Source organism: Pseudobacteroides cellulosolvens ATCC 35603 = DSM 2933 (assembly GCF_001262605.1).
GTDB lineage: Bacteria > Bacillota > Clostridia > Acetivibrionales > DSM-2933 > Pseudobacteroides > Pseudobacteroides cellulosolvens.
In genome coordinates this window covers 5,111,852-5,129,028 of record NZ_LGTC01000001.1, presented here as the reverse complement: position 1 = coordinate 5,129,028, position 17,177 = coordinate 5,111,852, and the positions used below count along the sequence as shown (strand labels likewise).

14 protein-coding genes and 1 other annotated feature are annotated in these 17,177 nt (G+C 38.7%); all 14 genes read left to right on the top strand.

Annotation, left to right across the window (positions count from 1 at the left end; genetic code table 11):
- The first annotated feature begins 178 nt into the window (after positions 1-178).
- The 14 genes from ilvD to rpsG all read left to right on the top strand — a co-directional run bounded on the left by ilvD (position 179) and on the right by rpsG (position 17,091).
- On the top strand, positions 179-1,846 hold the full coding sequence (gene ilvD, locus Bccel_RS21275) for a dihydroxy-acid dehydratase (RefSeq protein ID WP_036937149.1): 1,668 nt from the start codon (positions 179-181) through the stop codon (positions 1,844-1,846).
- 38 nt (positions 1,847-1,884) lie between these two features.
- Positions 1,885-3,552 (top strand): biosynthetic-type acetolactate synthase large subunit, encoded by a 1,668-nt coding sequence (gene ilvB, locus Bccel_RS21270; RefSeq protein WP_036937152.1) that lies wholly within the window; start codon positions 1,885-1,887, stop codon positions 3,550-3,552.
- Positions 3,553-3,813: 261 nt separating this feature from the next.
- Entirely contained in the window at positions 3,814-3,963 is a 150-nt protein-coding gene (rpmG, locus tag Bccel_RS21265) for a 50S ribosomal protein L33 (protein ID WP_036937155.1), read from the top strand.
- Positions 3,964-3,982: 19 nt separating this feature from the next.
- Positions 3,983-4,216, top strand: a complete 234-nt coding sequence (secE, locus tag Bccel_RS21260) for a preprotein translocase subunit SecE (protein ID WP_036937158.1) — start codon at positions 3,983-3,985, stop codon at positions 4,214-4,216.
- A 38-nt stretch (positions 4,217-4,254) separates the two neighbouring features.
- Entirely contained in the window at positions 4,255-4,773 is a 519-nt protein-coding gene (gene nusG / locus Bccel_RS21255; protein ID WP_036937161.1) for a transcription termination/antitermination protein NusG, read from the top strand.
- Positions 4,774-4,932: 159 nt separating this feature from the next.
- The gene (rplK, locus tag Bccel_RS21250) at positions 4,933-5,358 is read left to right on the top strand and encodes a 50S ribosomal protein L11 (protein WP_036937164.1); all 426 of its coding nucleotides are present in this window, start codon (positions 4,933-4,935) and stop codon (positions 5,356-5,358) included.
- 105 nt (positions 5,359-5,463) lie between these two features.
- Positions 5,464-6,159 carry a 50S ribosomal protein L1 gene (gene rplA / locus Bccel_RS21245; protein ID WP_036937167.1) on the top strand — a complete coding sequence of 232 codons (696 nt, stop codon included), beginning with the start codon at positions 5,464-5,466 and terminating at the stop codon, positions 6,157-6,159.
- A gap of 122 nt (positions 6,160-6,281) precedes the next feature.
- Positions 6,282-6,415: a sequence feature (ribosomal protein L10 leader region), on the top strand.
- A gap of 35 nt (positions 6,416-6,450) precedes the next feature.
- Positions 6,451-6,984: a 50S ribosomal protein L10 gene (gene rplJ / locus Bccel_RS21240; RefSeq protein WP_036937170.1), complete on the top strand. Its 534-nt coding sequence runs from the start codon at positions 6,451-6,453 to the stop codon at positions 6,982-6,984.
- Positions 6,985-7,055: 71 nt separating this feature from the next.
- Complete coding sequence (rplL, locus tag Bccel_RS21235; RefSeq protein ID WP_036937173.1) at positions 7,056-7,442, top strand: 50S ribosomal protein L7/L12; 387 nt, start codon at positions 7,056-7,058, stop codon at positions 7,440-7,442.
- Between the two features lie 821 nt (positions 7,443-8,263).
- Positions 8,264-12,001, top strand: a complete 3,738-nt coding sequence (gene rpoB, locus Bccel_RS21230; RefSeq protein WP_036937177.1) for a DNA-directed RNA polymerase subunit beta — start codon at positions 8,264-8,266, stop codon at positions 11,999-12,001.
- A 17-nt stretch (positions 12,002-12,018) separates the two neighbouring features.
- Positions 12,019-15,519, top strand: coding sequence for a DNA-directed RNA polymerase subunit beta' (gene rpoC / locus Bccel_RS21225; RefSeq protein ID WP_036937180.1), 3,501 nt, complete (start codon positions 12,019-12,021; stop codon positions 15,517-15,519).
- Between the two features lie 223 nt (positions 15,520-15,742).
- Positions 15,743-15,985 (top strand): ribosomal L7Ae/L30e/S12e/Gadd45 family protein, encoded by a 243-nt coding sequence (locus Bccel_RS21220; RefSeq protein WP_036937183.1) that lies wholly within the window; start codon positions 15,743-15,745, stop codon positions 15,983-15,985.
- Between the two features lie 57 nt (positions 15,986-16,042).
- Complete coding sequence (gene rpsL, locus Bccel_RS21215) at positions 16,043-16,471, top strand: 30S ribosomal protein S12 (protein WP_036937186.1); 429 nt, start codon at positions 16,043-16,045, stop codon at positions 16,469-16,471.
- Between the two features lie 149 nt (positions 16,472-16,620).
- Positions 16,621-17,091: a 30S ribosomal protein S7 gene (gene rpsG / locus Bccel_RS21210; protein ID WP_036937189.1), complete on the top strand. Its 471-nt coding sequence runs from the start codon at positions 16,621-16,623 to the stop codon at positions 17,089-17,091.
- The last annotated feature ends 86 nt before the right edge of the window (positions 17,092-17,177 follow it).

Sequence of the window (17,177 nt, the reverse complement as noted above, 5' to 3'; positions counted from 1 at the left end):
TATAAAAGGTTTACTACTGGGTTTACAAATAGCCGGGTTATCCCCCGGCTATTGTTTTAGGTGATTTCTAAAAAAAACTGGTTAATAGGTATGTTTATTGTATAAAACAAAAGAGAAAACTAAATACAATTACTTTTATCGTATAAAGATAAAAAGATAGAAAGTGAGGAATATGAATATGAGAAGTGATGTAGTAAAAAAAGGAATTGAGAGAGCACCTCACAGGTCATTGTTTAAAGCAATGGGCTATACAGATGAGGAAATTAGGCGGCCACTAATCGGTGTTGTAAACTCAAAGAGTGAGATAGTTCCGGGCCACATCCATTTGGACCAAATAGCCGAGGCAGTTAAGGCCGGAATCAGGATGGCTGGCGGAACACCTGTTGAATTCGGTGCTATTGGAGTATGTGACGGTATTGCGATGGGTCATATGGGAATGAAATATTCTCTGGCTACAAGAGAGCTTATTGCTGATTCCTGTGAGGCAATGGGACTTGCACACAGCTTTGATGGTATGGTATTCATACCGAATTGTGACAAGATTGTCCCGGGTATGCTGATGGCAGCAGCAAGAATAAATGTACCGGCTATAGTTATAAGCGGAGGACCGATGCTTTCATTGAATAAAAATGGAAAGCAGCTGAACCTCAACAGTGTTTTTGAAGCGGTTGGCTCATTCAAGGTAGGTACAATCAATGAAGAAGAGCTGTGTGACATTGAAAATAGTGCATGTCCAGGCTGCGGGTCATGCTCGGGTATGTTTACTGCAAACTCAATGAACTGTCTCACTGAGGTTCTTGGTATGGGACTTACGGGAAATGGCACAATACCCGCAGTATATGCAGAGAGAATCAGGCTTGCTAAAACAGCAGGTATGAAAATAATGGAGCTTGTGGAGAAAGATATAAAGCCATCGGATATACTGACACCAAAAGCATTTGAAAATGCATTGGCAGTAGATATGGCTCTTGGATGTTCCACAAACTCGGTTCTTCATTTGCCTGCGATAGCAAACGAAGCTGGTGTGGAAATAAATCTTGATATAATAAACGAGATCAGCAATAAGGTTCCTAATCTTTGCAAGCTTGCACCATCAGGGCCGTATCATATTCAGGATCTCTATGCTGCCGGAGGAGTCCAGGCAGTAATGAAGGAATTGACAAAGAAAAACCTTTTAAATCTTGATTTGATAACAGTTACAGGTAAAACTGTAGGTGAAAATATAGAAAAGGCTAAAATTCTTGATAACGAAGTAATTAAGGATATTGACAATCCACATAGTGCTACAGGCGGGATAGCCGTACTGAGAGGAAACATTGTCCCGGACGGTGCTGTTGTAAAGCGTGCAGGGGTTGCAAAGGAAATGCTTGTGCACAAAGGGCCGGCAAGGGTATTTGATTCAGAAGACGCCGCCATTGAAGCAATATATAACGGAAAGATTGTTAAGGGTGATGTAGTAATTATCAGGTACGAAGGGCCAAAGGGCGGTCCCGGCATGAGAGAAATGCTTGGACCTACATCAGCAATTGCAGGTATGGGCCTTGATAAGGATGTAGCACTTATTACAGATGGACGTTTCTCAGGTGCTACAAGGGGTGCCTCAATAGGTCATGCATCACCTGAAGCGATGGAAGGTGGACCAATTGCGGCTGTTAGAGAAGGCGATATTATAAGTATTGATATAACAAACGGTAAGCTGAATGTTGAGCTAAGCGATGAGGAAATTGCAAAAAGGCTTAAAGAATGGACTGCTCCAGCTCCCAAAATAACAAAAGGATATTTGGGAAGGTACTCAAAATTAGTAAGTTCGGCGAGCACAGGTGCTGTTTTGAGTAAGAATGTTTAGTAACACTTTTAATATCGGTAGAATGGGAGGAGAATAAAATGAAATTAACCGGGGCGCAAATATTGATTGAATGCTTAAAGGAGCATAATGTAGATACTATATTCGGGTTTCCTGGCGGTGCTGTTTTAAATATATACGATGCTTTGTACAAAGCAAAGGATGATATAAGGCATATACTGACATCTCATGAACAAGGGGCTTCCCACGCAGCTGACGGATATGCCAGAGCTACAGGCAAGGTGGGCGTGTGTTTGGCAACGTCAGGTCCTGGTGCAACAAACCTTGTAACAGGGATAGCAACAGCATATATGGATTCAGTTCCGATGGTTGCAATAACCGGGCAGGTAACTACTGCACTTTTGGGAAAGGATTCATTCCAGGAGGTTGACATTACAGGAATAACTATGCCTGTAACCAAGCATAATTATATAGTTAAGGATGTAGAAAAGCTTGCTGACATACTGAGGGAAGCATTTTATATAGCAAAAGAAGGAAGGCCCGGGCCTGTTCTTGTAGATATATGTAAGGATGTTACTGCCGCTATCACAGAATATGAAAAGAAAACTCCTAAATCAGTACCTGATAGACCTATAGGAGTCACTCAAGAGGAAATAGACAGGGCTGCCGATGTCATAAACAGCTCAAAATGTCCCTTTATACTGGCTGGAGGCGGAGTAACCATAGCCGGTGCCAATGAGGAGCTTCTAAAGCTTTCTGAAAAATGTAAAATACCAGTGGCTAATACTTTAATGGGTCTTGGATCATTTCCAGGGACAAATGAACTTTTTACAGGACTGACAGGTATGCATGGAACTAGAACATCAAACCTGGCTGTATCTGAATCAGATTTGTTTATTGCCATAGGTGCAAGATTTAGTGACAGGGTCATAAGTAATGTTAAGAAATTTGCACCTGATGCAAAGATAATGCATATTGACATCGATCCTGCAGAAATAGGCAAGAATATTGTTGTTCATTACCCGTTAAGCGGAAACATTAAAAAGATACTAAAACAACTTATATCAAAGATTGATAAAAGAAAGAGTTCGGAATGGGCGGATAAAATTATTTCGTGGAAGAAAGAATTCCCATTAAAATATCAAAACGATGGCGTATTAAGGCCTCATTATATTCTTGAGAGAATTTACGAGCTTACCAAAGGGGATGCAATAATAACAACTGAAGTTGGTCAGAACCAGATATGGGCAGCTCAGATATACAAGTACACCAACCAAAGGCAGTTTATATCATCAGGCGGATTGGGTACAATGGGATTCGGATTAGGTGCCTGTATAGGAGCTCAAATCGGCAGGCCTGAAAAAAAGGTAATAAATGTTGCAGGGGACGGAAGCTTCAGAATGAACCTTACAGAATTGGCAACTGCAGTTGAATATAAGGTTCCTATAATTGTTGCACTTTTAAATAATCATGTTTTAGGTATGGTGAGGCAGTGGCAGGAGCTTTTCTATGACAGCAGATTTTCATCAACAACCATAGACAGGGGTACAAACTTTGTTGCATTGGCGGAGGCATTTGGTGCCATAGGTATTAATGTAACCAAGCCTGAGGAGGTTGATGATGCATTAAAGAGGGCTTTAGAATCAAAAGACAGGCCTGTTGTCATAAATTTTGAAATTGACAGGGATGACAAGGTATTTCCTATAGTTCCTCCAGGAGCTCCTATCAGCGAATTGATTGAGGAGTAAAATGCATAAGTCAAGGATAGGCATGATTGAAATATTACTTACCGTTTTGTGCGTGTGTTCACGAGTTAAGTTAACTTAGAAAGCGAAATTATACGGGAAGTTATATTTTCAACATGCCTAAATAAAAAATGAAATATTAAATTTAGCCTTGACTTATAATGAAATATGTGTTAAATTAATGATTGCACTGCAAAGAGGTCTTTTTTTTATGCATTAAAATTTTTACATAGATACGTTATTAGAGGCTGGAGGTGTTTAAGAATGAGAGTAAAAATAACATTGGCATGTACAGAGTGTAAACAGAGAAATTATAATTCAATGAAGAATAAAAAGAATGATCCTGATAGACTCGATATGAAAAAGTACTGCAGGTTCTGTAGAAAACATACAGACCATAAAGAAACAAAATAATTTTTTAGGAGATATACTTATGGCTGAAGAGGTAATAAAAAAAGAATCAAAAATGTCAAATTTACAAAAAAGCCTTACCAGATTCTTCAAAGACGTAAAGAGTGAACTTAAAAAGGTAATTTGGCCAAATAGACAACAGCTTACCAATAATACACTTACGGTTTTACTGGCTTGTCTAGTGGTAGGTATTATAATCTGGCTTGCAGATTTTGGTTTGCTTAATTTGGCAGGTCTAGTCTTTAAAGCAAGATAATATTGAGGAGGGTATGAAGCTTTTAGCTTCGTAACGATATGTCAGAAGATGCTAAATGGTATGTAGTTCATACTTATTCTGGATACGAAAATAAAGTTAAGGCTAATTTGGAAAAAATTGTCGAAAACAGGAGTATGCAGGAATATATTCTTGATATTGTTGTTCCGATGGAAGAACAGATTGAAATCAAGGATGGTAAGAAAAAAGCTACTCTAAAAAAAGTATTCCCAGGGTATGTATTGGTAAAAATGATTATGTCGGACGAGTCCTGTTATGTTGTTAGAAACACCAGAGGTGTGACCGGGTTTGTCGGTCCGGGTTCTAAGCCTGTTCCGCTCACAGATGAAGAAGTTAAGGCTATGGGCGTTGAAGAATTTATGCCTGTAGTAGACTACGAAGTCGGTGATAACGTCAGAGTTGTCTCGGGACCACTTGAGAACTTTATTGGTCTTGTTGAAGAAATAAATATGGAAAAAAGAAAAGTTCGCGTGGCAGTATCGATGTTTGGTAGAGAGACTCCAGTTGAACTGGAACTTGTCCAAATCAGCAAAATTTAGTTTCCAATAGTGTTACTGGTTGATTTATTGATCTTTGATGCTATTAGATAGTGCGATAGCACTTATATAAGTAATGCCTTAGAAGTAACTCTGAGAATCGGATGTTAGTTCTTAGCCATTACTAAGCATGCACAAAAATATAATTGGGAGGTGGATAATATGGCTAAAAAGATAACTGGCTATATTAAACTTCAGATTCCTGCGGGTAAAGCGACTCCGGCTCCACCGGTTGGACCAGCATTAGGACAGCATGGCGTTAACATTATGGGATTTTGTAAAGAGTTTAACGAAAAAACTGCAAAGGATATGGGATTGATAATTCCTGTAGTTATTACAGTATATGCAGATAGATCGTTCTCATTTATTACAAAGACTCCGCCGGCGGCTGTACTATTGAAAAAAGCTTGTAAAATTGAAAGCGGTTCAGGTAAGCCAAATAAGGAAAAAGTTGCAAAGATTTCAAAGGACGAAGTAAGGAAGATAGCAGAATTGAAAATGCCTGACCTCAATGCAGCAAGCGTTGAAGCGGCTATGAGCATGATTGCCGGTACAGCTAGAAGTATGGGTATAGTTGTAGAAGAATAATAATATTTATTCATATGATCATGTTTTGGTTTAATTGGACATTGATTGTCCAAGGTGGGAGGGAACTAGATTTCCCGAAAATTTACCACGAAGGAGAGGATAATAATGAAGAGAGGAAAGAAATACAAAGAAAGTTCGAAGCTTGTAGACAGATTCAAACTTTATGATCCATCTGAAGCATTGGATCTTACTAAGCAGACTTCAAAGGCTAAATTTGATGAAACTGTCGAAGTTCACATAAAGCTTGGTGTTGACTCAAGACATGCTGACCAGCAGGTTAGAGGAGCGGTTGTTCTTCCACACGGTACTGGTAAAAAAGTAAGAGTTCTTGTTTTTGCAAAAGGCGATAAAGCTAAGGAAGCAGAACAAGCTGGAGCTGATTTTGTTGGAGCAGAAGAGCTCATTCCAAAGATACAAAATGAAAACTGGTTCGAATATGATGTAGTTGTTGCAACTCCTGATATGATGGGTGTTGTTGGTAGACTCGGTAAGGTGCTCGGTCCTAAAGGACTTATGCCAAACCCAAAAGCTGGAACAGTTTCCATGGATGTTGCTAAGGCAATAGCTGATATCAAAGCTGGTAAGATTGAATACAGGCTGGATAAAACAAACATAATCCACTGCCCAATAGGTAAGGCGTCATTCGGCCTTGATAAGCTGGCTGACAACTTCCGCACATTATTGGATGCAGTTGTTAAAGCGAAACCTGCAGCTGCTAAGGGACAATATTTAAAGAGCGTTGTTGTTACATCAACAATGGGACCTGGTATAAAGGTTAATCCTGCAAAGGTTTCTGACTAAGAAAATTATTTTAAATTTAAATAAGGAGATTTCAAAAATTTCCTTGGTCAATTTTTATGATGGAGATCAGTAAAATCAATATTTTTGAAATCTCCAGTTGACCAACTATTTTTTAGAAATCACCTAAACTGAATACTGTACCATAGACAGTAGGAGCCGTAAGGCATAACAGGTTACCCTTCCTACCGAGGTTTAAATGAATGATATTTAATGCCCTCGTATGTCTATGTCCGTACGAGGGTTTAGTTATTTATAATGGTTTTAAGATAGTTTAAAGGAGGTGTAAAAGAAGTGCCAAGTGAAAGCATATTAGCCCACAAGAAGGAAGTTGTTAAAGAACTTTCCGGAAAAGTAAAGGAAGCTCAATCAATCGTACTCGCTGATTATAGAGGACTTACAGTTGAGCAAGACACTGAACTGAGAAATGCTTTGAGAAAAGCTGGAGTTGAGTACAGGGTTGTTAAAAATACATTGACCAAATTTGCTTTAAAGGAAAACGGTATTGAAGGTGTTGATGAACACTTAAACGGTCCTACTGCAATAGCTATGTGCAGCAGTGATCCTGTTGCTCCTGCAAAGGTATTGGCAGAGTATGCAAAGAAATTTGAAAAGCTCGAATTAAAAGTTGGTGTTGTAGACGGCAAGGTAATTGACGTAAACGGCATAAAGCAGCTTGCAGAGCTTCCATCAAAAGAAGTTCTCATTGCAAAGGTTCTCGGTGGATTCAATGCTCCAATTTCCGGTTTTGTAAATGTATTGAACGGAAACTTGAGAGGATTGGCAATAGTATTGAACGCTATTGCAGAAAAAAAGCAAAGTGCTTAATAAGTGCTTGATTTAAAAACTATTAACTATTAAAAATTTAAAGTATATGAAAATAACGGAGGGTTATTAAAATGGCTAGTGAAAAAGTTACAAAGATGATTGAAGATGTTAAGGCATTAACAGTATTGGAATTGGCTGATTTAGTTAAAGCATTGGAAGAAGAGTTCGGAGTATCAGCAGCAGCTCCTGTAATGGCAGTTGGTGCAGCTCCTGCAGCTGGTGCTGGAGCAGCTCCTGCAGAAGAAAAGACTGAATTCAATGTAATATTGAAGGATGTTGGAGCAGACAAAATAAAGGTTATCAAAGTTGTTAGAGAAGTTACAGGTTTAGGCTTAAAAGAAGCTAAAGACCTCGTTGACGGAGCTCCAAAGCCAATCAAAGAAAATGTTGCTAAGGATGAAGCTGCATCAATCGAAGCTAAGTTCAAAGAAGTTGGAGCAACTTGCGAAATTAAATAATTTAATCTATAAAAAGCTTCTTGGCTACAGTAAAATAAAGCCAAGAAGCTTTTTGCATTAAAATTTGTCAATGTCAAATTTTAATGACAAATGTAAAAAAATTAATTGATTCTATAATTTAAGTAGAAAAATGATTTTATTAGAAGAAATAAAAAAAAGATTAAATTTGACAGATTAATCTTGACAAGTTGTTCTTTCAATGGTAGTATTATATACTGCGTTATAATTTCATGGTAAAATACAGCTTTATTGAAATTTTATACTTAATACAAATAAATTATAACACGATAGAATAAATAAGACAATAATTGTTAATAATATTTTAATAGATTAAACATGCATTATATTAGTCTATGTACTTTTTTTAAAAATATTCAAAAGACATAATGCATATCTTAGTTGCTGATATGGTATTTACAAAAGGGAATATTTACCATAGTTTTTGCGTATTTATATAGTTTGTTGAAAAATATTGGATCATTACATACCATTGACTAGGAGAAGAGTATTGAATGAGTTAAGTATGCACTTGGGATTATTCGGTAATTGCTATTTGTTTAATAGCTTTTAGTTTGTATGTAAACAATTTGAAAACAAAATCAATTTAATCACACTAATTAATCTTTATTGAAAGGTTAATAACCTTTAGTTAATATTATGATTAAAATGATTTTTATATATAAGGTAAAAGAAATTGTTAATTTAAAAACAATAGAATTGTTTGATACATTTAGTTGTAACGATATGGATTTTTGGAAGGGGGCAGGTTTTCAAGCTATAGAATTTAGTCCTAAAAAGTCATAATTATGAGGTGATATTTAATGGTACATCCCGTTAGTCTGGGTAAAACTACTAGGATGAGCTACTCAAAAATCGATGAAGTTCTAGACATGCCAAATCTTATTGAAGTTCAGAAGAATTCTTACAAGTGGTTCCTCGAAGAGGGACTTAGGGAAGTGTTTAGAGATGTATCTCCCATTACAGATTACACAGGTAATCTAATAATGGACTTTGTAGATTATTCTCTTGATGACAATCCCAAATATAGTGTTGAAGAATGTAAGGAAAGAGATGCAACTTTTTCAGCTCCCTTAAAAGTTAAAGTAAGGCTAATAAATAAGGAAACCGGTGAAGTTAAAGAACAGGAAATATTTATGGGTGATTTTCCTCTCATGACCAATAACGGTACCTTTATAATTAATGGGGCGGAGAGAGTTATTGTCAGCCAATTGGTAAGATCCCCTGGAATATATTATTCAATGAAATTTGACAAAACCGGAAAGAAGCTATACTCAAATACCGTAATACCAAACAGAGGGGCATGGCTTGAGTATGAAACAGATTCTAACGATATAATTTCCGTCAGGATCGACAGAACAAGAAAGCTTCCTATTACTGTATTATTAAGAGCTTTGGGTTTTGGTACGGACTATGAAATAACTCAGCTTTTAGGTGAAGATGAACGTATTCTAGCAACAATACAGAAGGATAACTCAAAAACTACTGATGAGGGTTTACTTGAGGTATACAAGAGGCTTAGACCTGGTGAGCCGCCTACTGTAGATAGTGCACGTTCTCTTTTAAACAGCCTTTTCTTCGATTCTAAAAGATATGATTTAGCGAGATTTGGTAGATTTAAGTTTAACAAAAAGCTTTCTTTAGCTACAAGAATATATGGATTTAAAGCCGCTGAAAATATTATTCATCCTGAGACTGGTGAAATATTGGCAGCTGAGGGTGATGTTATCGGAAGAGAGAAATCCATTGAAATAGAAAACTCAGGTATTAGTTTTGTACATGTTTTGGCTGAAGGCAAAAGTGTAAAAGTCATAGGCAATAAAATGGTGGACATAAAGGCTTATGTGGAATTTGACATAAGTGATACAGGCGTTAATGAAAAAGTTAAGGTAGATGTTCTCCAATCAATTTTGAATGATAACAAAACTGAGGCTGAAATAAAAAAAGCCTTAAAAGAAAATTTGGGAGAACTTATTCCTAAATATATTACAATTGATGATATTGTTGCATCTATAAATTACATCGTAAATCTTTCCTATGGTATAGGAACAGTAGATGATATAGACCATCTTGGAAATAGAAGGCTCCGTTCGGTTGGAGAACTGTTGCAAAACCAGTTCAGGATAGGTTTGGCCAGGATGGAGAGGGTTGTAAGGGAAAGAATGACTATTCAGGATATTGACATAGTTACTCCTCAGGCTCTTATAAACATCAGGCCTGTTGCAGCAGCTATCAAAGAGTTCTTTGGAAGCAGTCAGTTGTCCCAGTTCATGGACCAGACAAATCCATTAGCTGAGTTGACACATAAGAGAAGGCTTAGTGCACTTGGTCCTGGTGGTTTGAGCAGAGAAAGAGCGGGCTTCGAAGTCCGTGACGTTCACCACTCCCACTATGGTCGTATGTGTCCTATAGAAACACCTGAAGGTCCTAACATAGGTCTTATAGGTTCATTAAGTACCTTTGCAAGGATTAATGAATATGGCTTTATTGAGGCTCCTTACAGAAAGGTTGATAAGGAGACAGACCGTGTAACAGATGAGATTGTTTATCTTACGGCTGATGAGGAAGATAAATTCTTCGTTGCTCAGGCAAATGAGCCCCTTAATGAAGACGGTACTTTTGCAGCTAAGAAGGTTGCTGCAAGATACAGGGAGGAAATCCTTGAAATCGAACACTCAAAGGTCGATTTTATGGACGTTTCGCCTAAACAGTTGGTATCTGTTGCGACAGCTATGATTCCATTCCTTGAAAACGATGACGCAAACCGTGCTCTTATGGGATCAAACATGCAGCGTCAGGCAGTGCCTCTTATTAAGGCAAATTCACCTGTTATAGGTACAGGAATTGAGTACAAAGCGGCAAAGGACTCCGGTGTTGTTGTTCTTACAGAAAAGGGCGGTGTAGTTGATAAGGTATCCGCTAATGAGATTGTTATAAAGAACAATGACGGTAAAAAAGAAGTACACAAGTTGTTAAAATATATGAGATCAAACCAGGGAACATGTATCAATCAGAGGCCGATAGTTGCTAAGGGTGAAGTCCTCCAGCCAGGTGACGTTATAGCTGATGGACCTTCTACTGAGCTTGGTGAAATAGCACTTGGTAAGAATATACTGATTGCATTCATGACCTGGGAAGGTTATAACTATGAGGATGCTATCCTTATAAGTGAAAAGCTTGTTAAAGATGATGTATTTACATCAATCCATATTGAAGAGTATGAGGCAGAATCAAGAGATACGAAACTTGGTCCTGAAGAGATAACAAGAGATATTCCTAATGTAAGTGAAGAGTCATTAAAGGACCTTGACGATAGAGGAATAATCAGAGTTGGTGCTGAAGTAAGATCAGGAGATATCCTTGTTGGGAAAGTTACTCCAAAGGGTGAAACTGAGCTTACCGCCGAAGAAAGACTTTTAAGGGCAATATTTGGTGAAAAGGCAAGAGAAGTAAGAGATACATCACTGCGTGTTCCTCATGGTGAATCAGGTATCATAGTTGATGTTAAGGTGTTCACAAGGGAAAACGGTGATGAGCTTCCTCCTGGAGTTAACCAATTGGTAAGGTGTTATATAGCTCAAAAGAGAAAAATATCTGTTGGTGACAAGATGGCCGGAAGACACGGTAATAAAGGGGTTATCTCGAGGATACTCCCAGAAGAGGATATGCCGTTCCTGCCTGATGGTACACCCCTTCAGATAGTTCTTAATCCACTGGGGGTTCCATCACGTATGAATATCGGTCAGGTGCTTGAAGTTCACTTGGGCTTTGCTGCAAAAGCACTTGGCTGGAAGATTGCAACACCTGTATTTGATGGAGCAACAGAAGATGACATAGTTGAAACTCTAAAGATGGCAGGTCTGGATCCTGATGGTAAAACCGTTTTATATGACGGAAGAACAGGAATGCCTTTTGATAACAGGGTAACTGTGGGTTACATGTATATACTGAAACTCGCCCACCTTGTTGATGACAAGATTCACGCACGTTCGACCGGTCCATATTCACTGGTTACTCAGCAGCCTTTGGGAGGTAAAGCACAGTTCGGTGGACAGAGATTCGGGGAAATGGAAGTTTGGGCACTTGAAGCATATGGTGCAGCATATACGCTCCAGGAAATACTTACAGTTAAGTCTGATGACGTTGTAGGTAGGGTTAAGACATATGAGGCAATTGTTAAGGGCGAAAACGTTCCAGAGCCTGGAATACCTGAGTCATTTAAGGTATTGATAAAAGAGCTTCAGAGCTTGTGTCTTGATGTGAAGGTATACTCTGAAGAACAGGAAGAAATTGCAATTAAAGAGTCAGTAGAAGATGAACTTGAAGAACTTAACGTTAATATAGAAGGCAGAGAAGATGAAATTCCGTTAGCCGACTTCGATGATATCGGAGAAGACGTTTTGGATGAGGATATGGATATGGACGATTTTGAAATCGGAGATATCAGTACCGGAGATAAAATTGAGGATGTAATTGAAGAAGACATTTTTGCCGATGCTGAGGATTTCGGAAGCGGATTTGATGACGACGATATTATCTAAGGAAGGGAGAGAAGCCGATGTTTGAACTAAATAACTTTGATTCTATTAAAATAGGCCTAGCATCTCCGGAAAAGATAAGAGAATGGTCAAGAGGCGAAGTTAAAAAGCCCGAAACCATCAATTATAGGACATTAAAGCCTGAGAGGGATGGTCTTTTCTGTGAAAGGATTTTTGGACCTCAGAAGGACTGGGAATGTCACTGTGGAAAGTATAAAAGGATCAGATATAAAGGTATAGTATGTGACAGATGTGGTGTTGAAGTAACAAGATCCAAGGTAAGAAGGGAAAGAATGGGGCATATAGAATTAGCTGCTCCAGTCTCCCATATTTGGTATTTCAAGGGTATACCCAGTCGTATGGGTCTAATCCTGGATATGTCTCCAAGGGTACTTGAAAAAATATTATACTTTGCATCATATGTTGTTATCGATCCAGGCCAGACACCGCTTTCAAAAAAGCAGCCTTTAACTGAAAAGGAATACAGAGACAGTTTGGAGAAATTCGGTCCCAAGTTTCGTGCAGAAATGGGTGCAGAAGCCATAAAAGAGCTTCTTATGGAAATTGATCTTGAACAGTTGTCTAAAGAACTAAGAGCTGAACTGGAAGAAACAACCGGACAAAAAAGGATAAGAACAATTAAAAGACTTGAAGTTGTAGAATCTTTCAGGCTCTCATCCAACAGACCGGATTGGATGGTCATGGATGTAGTACCTGTAATACCGCCTGAGTTAAGGCCTATGGTACAGTTGGATGGCGGAAGGTTTGCAACATCAGACTTAAACGACTTATATAGAAGGGTTATTAATAGAAATAACCGATTAAAGAGACTTTTAGACCTGGGTGCTCCTGATATCATTGTAAGAAATGAAAAGAGGATGCTCCAGGAAGCAGTTGACGCACTTATTGATAACGGAAGAAGAGGAAGACCTGTAACAGGTCCTGGTAACAGACCGTTAAAGTCCCTTTCAGATATGTTAAAAGGTAAGCAGGGACGTTTCCGTCAGAACCTCTTAGGTAAGCGTGTTGACTATTCAGGACGTTCAGTTATAGTTGTCGGCCCTGACCTTAAGATATTCCAGTGCGGTCTTCCTAAGGAAATGGCACTTGAGCTATTTAAACCATTTGTTATGAAGAAGCTCGTTAATGATGGGCTTGCACACAATATAAAGAGTGCTAAGAGAATGGTTGAAAGGGTACGTAATGAAATATGGGATGTATTGGAGGAAGTAATCAAGGAACATCCTGTGCTTCTAAACCGTGCACCAACCCTTCACAGACTTGGTATTCAGGCATTTGAGCCTGTGCTTGTTGAAGGTAGAGCATTAAAGCTCCATCCATTGGTTTGTACAGCTTACAATGCTGACTTTGACGGTGACCAGATGGCTGTTCACGTTCCGCTTTCAGCAGAAGCTCAAGCGGAAGCAAGATTCCTGATGCTCTCGGCGAACAATCTTTTGAAGCCTCAGGATGGTAAGCCTGTTACAGTACCTACACAGGACATGGTTTTGGGAAGTTATTATCTTACCATAGAAAAACCTGGTGAACCTGGTGAAGGTAAGGTGTTCGGATCACCTGAAGAAGCAATAATGGCTTATGACAATGGATTCTTAGGGCTCCATGCGCCTATCAAGGTAAGAATGAAAAGACTTATTAAAGGTGAATGGTGCGATAGAATTATTAGTGCCACAGCAGGTAGAATAATATTCAATGAAGCTATTCCACAGGATCTTGGATTTGTAGACAGAAATGACCCTGAGAAGGAAGCAGATTTGGAAATAACTTTCCTTGTTGATAGAAAAGCATTAGGACGTATAATTGATAAAAGCATAAGGACCCATGGAACTACAGAAACTGCAATAATTCTTGATAAGATAAAAGCTTTGGGCTTCAAGTATTCAACAAGAGGTGCAATAACTATCAGCGTATCCGATATGGTTATACCTGAGGTTAAGCAACGCTATCTTAAAGAGACTGAAGACAGGATAGAAAATATAGTAAAACAGTATAAGAGAGGTCTTATATCTGATGAAGAAAGATATAACTCTGTCATTACTGCATGGACTGAAACGGTAGAAAACATTACTCAAGCATTGATGGCCAACCTGGATAGATTTAATCCGGTTTACATGATGGCTCACTCAGGAGCGAGAGGTAACGTTAACCAGATAAGACAGCTGGCCGGTATGAGAGGACTTATGGCGGATACTTCAGGTAAGACAATCGAAATACCTATAAAAGCTAACTTCCGTGAGGGTCTTAACGTTCTCGAGTACTTTATTTCAACCCACGGTGCAAGAAAAGGTCTTGCAGATACAGCGTTAAGAACTGCCGACTCCGGATATTTGACAAGACGTCTAGTTGACGTAAGTCAGGATGTTATAGTAAGAGAAATGGACTGCGGTACCAGAAAAGGTATTGTTGTTTCTGACATCAAAGATGGTACTGAAGTAATTGAAGGTTTGGAAGAGAGAATCACAGGAAGATATGCAGCTGAAGCTATTACACATCCTGAAACCGGTGAAGTATTAATAGAAGCCGGCAAGATGATAAAGGAAAATACAGCAAGCAAGATCGTTAAGGCTGGTCATAAGAAGATTAAAATCAGATCGGTACTTACCTGCCACTCCGAGTATGGGGTTTGCGGCAAGTGCTATGGAGCCAACCTTGCTACAGGTGAAGATTGTAACGTTGGTGAAGCTGTTGGTATTATCGCAGCACAGTCAATCGGTGAGCCGGGTACCCAGCTTACAATGAGAACCTTCCATACAGGTGGTGTTGCCGGTGATGACATCACACAGGGTTTGCCTCGTGTCGAAGAGTTATTTGAGGCAAGAAAGCCAAAGGGTCTTGCTATCATATCCGAAATACCGGGTACAGTTAAAATAAGTGAGACAAAGAAAAAGAGAGAAGTTATTATTACTTCAGAGGATGGAGAGGCAAGGAATTACCTCATTCCATATGGATCAAGGATTAAAGTTAGTGACGGTGATGTGGTTGAGGCCGGTGACGAGTTGACAGAAGGTTCCGTTAACCCTCATGACATACTGAAGATAAAAGGTATAAATGGTGTTCAGTCTTATCTGCTGTCTGAAGTACAAAGAGTTTACAGGCTGCAGGGTGTTGACATCAACGATAAACATATAGAAGTTATAGTAAAGCAGATGCTTCGTAAGGTTAAGGTTGAGGAGGCTGGTGACACCAATCTTCTACCAGGTAGCCTCGTAGATATATTTGATTTCGATGAAGAAAATGCCAAGGCATTGGCTGAGGGTAAGAGACCTGCTGAAGCAAAGAGGACATTACTTGGTATAACAAAGGCTTCACTTGCTACAGAGTCATTCTTATCAGCAGCATCCTTCCAGGAAACGACAAGGGTATTGACAGAAGCTGCTATAAAAGGAAAGGTTGATCCTCTGGTAGGACTTAAGGAAAACGTTATAATAGGTAAGTTGATACCTGCCGGGACAGGAATGAGCAGATACAAGGATATAAATATCAGTACTGTTGGAGTAGAGTAAGGTATAAAACTTAACATTATACAAACGGTAAAAGGAGTTGGTTAATATACCGACTCCTTAATCCTTGACAAAATAAACATTAAGATATAAAATATTTTAGTGTGCGTTTTAGTAATGAATTGTGTAAAATAATGTATTTACAAACCAAGAAATACTTTTTCTTAATGAAAGGATATAATCAAAGCACACTATATAATTTAGTGGATTTCCTGGAGGGTAAAAGGTGTTGGAGAGTATTAAGAGCAGCAAGAAGACCATAGGGATCAGACAGTCCATGAAAGCGGTTGAAAATGGACTTGCAGATACTGTTTACATCGCTAAGGATGCAGACGAAAAAGTAGTCAGAAGTATTAAGGAATTATGTTCGAGCAGTGATATTGAAATTGTTTATATTGATACTATGAAGCAGCTTGGTAAAGCATGTGGCATAGAAGTTGGTGCTGCAGTGGCTTGTGTTTTAAAATAGCAAACTGCTAAAGTAGTTATTTATTATAATAATTAAGGATTGAGAGGAGGTGAAGTAATGCCAACGTTTAACCAGTTAGTAAGAAAAGGAAGACAGGTTATGGAAAAGAAATCAACTGCACCCGCACTTCAAAAAGGATTCAACTCTTTGAAGAAGCAGCCTACAGATTTGAGTGCACCTCAAAAACGTGGTGTTTGTACTGTTGTTAAAACTACTACTCCTAAGAAGCCAAACTCAGCTTTGAGAAAGGTTGCAAGGGTACGTTTGACTAATGGTATAGAAGTAACTGCTTATATTCCGGGTATAGGCCACAACCTGCAAGAGCACAGTGTTGTTCTCATAAGGGGAGGTAGGGTTAAGGACCTTCCAGGGGTTAGGTATCATATCGTTAGAGGAACTCTTGATACTGCAGGAGTAGCAAAAAGAATGCAGTCACGTTCCAAGTATGGTGCTAAGAGACCAAAAGCAGGTGCTGTTAAGAAATAAGATTCGTACAATGTGCAGGCACGTAGTATGAAAAATGGTGCAGAGTACGTTGTTTATATATATATATATTTGCATGTACGAGCACTGGCGACGGCAAATAATTGCCGCGAGTACCTATGATATATTATCATAAGAAGGAGGGAAGCAAAGTGCCAAGAAAAGGACATATTCAGAAAAGAGATGTTCTGCCTGATCCGTTATTTAACGATAAGGTGGTTACAAAGCTTATAAACAATTTAATGCTTGATGGTAAAAAGGGTGTAGCACAGAAATTATGCTATGACGCTTTTGAAATAATTAAGAATAAAACAGGTAAAGACCCATTGGAGGTTTTTGAGCAGGCCCTTAACAATATTATGCCTGTACTCGAAGTTAAAGCGAGAAGGGTCGGAGGTGCGACTTATCAGGTTCCTATGGAAGTAAGGCCTGAAAGAAGACAAACCTTGGGGTTAAGATGGTTGGTAAATTATGCACGTGCAAGAGGCGAAAGAACAATGAGAGAAAGACTTGCAGGGGAAATAATGGATGCAACCAACAGCGTAGGTGCAGCATACAAGAAGAAGGAAGATACACATAAAATGGCTGAAGCTAACAAGGCTTTTGCACATTATAGGTGGTAAGAGAAATTCAAAATGTATTCAATGTCCAAAATTTTTTTCGATAAATTCTAAATTTGGGCCCTATGGATATTTGAAAGGAAGGTTAA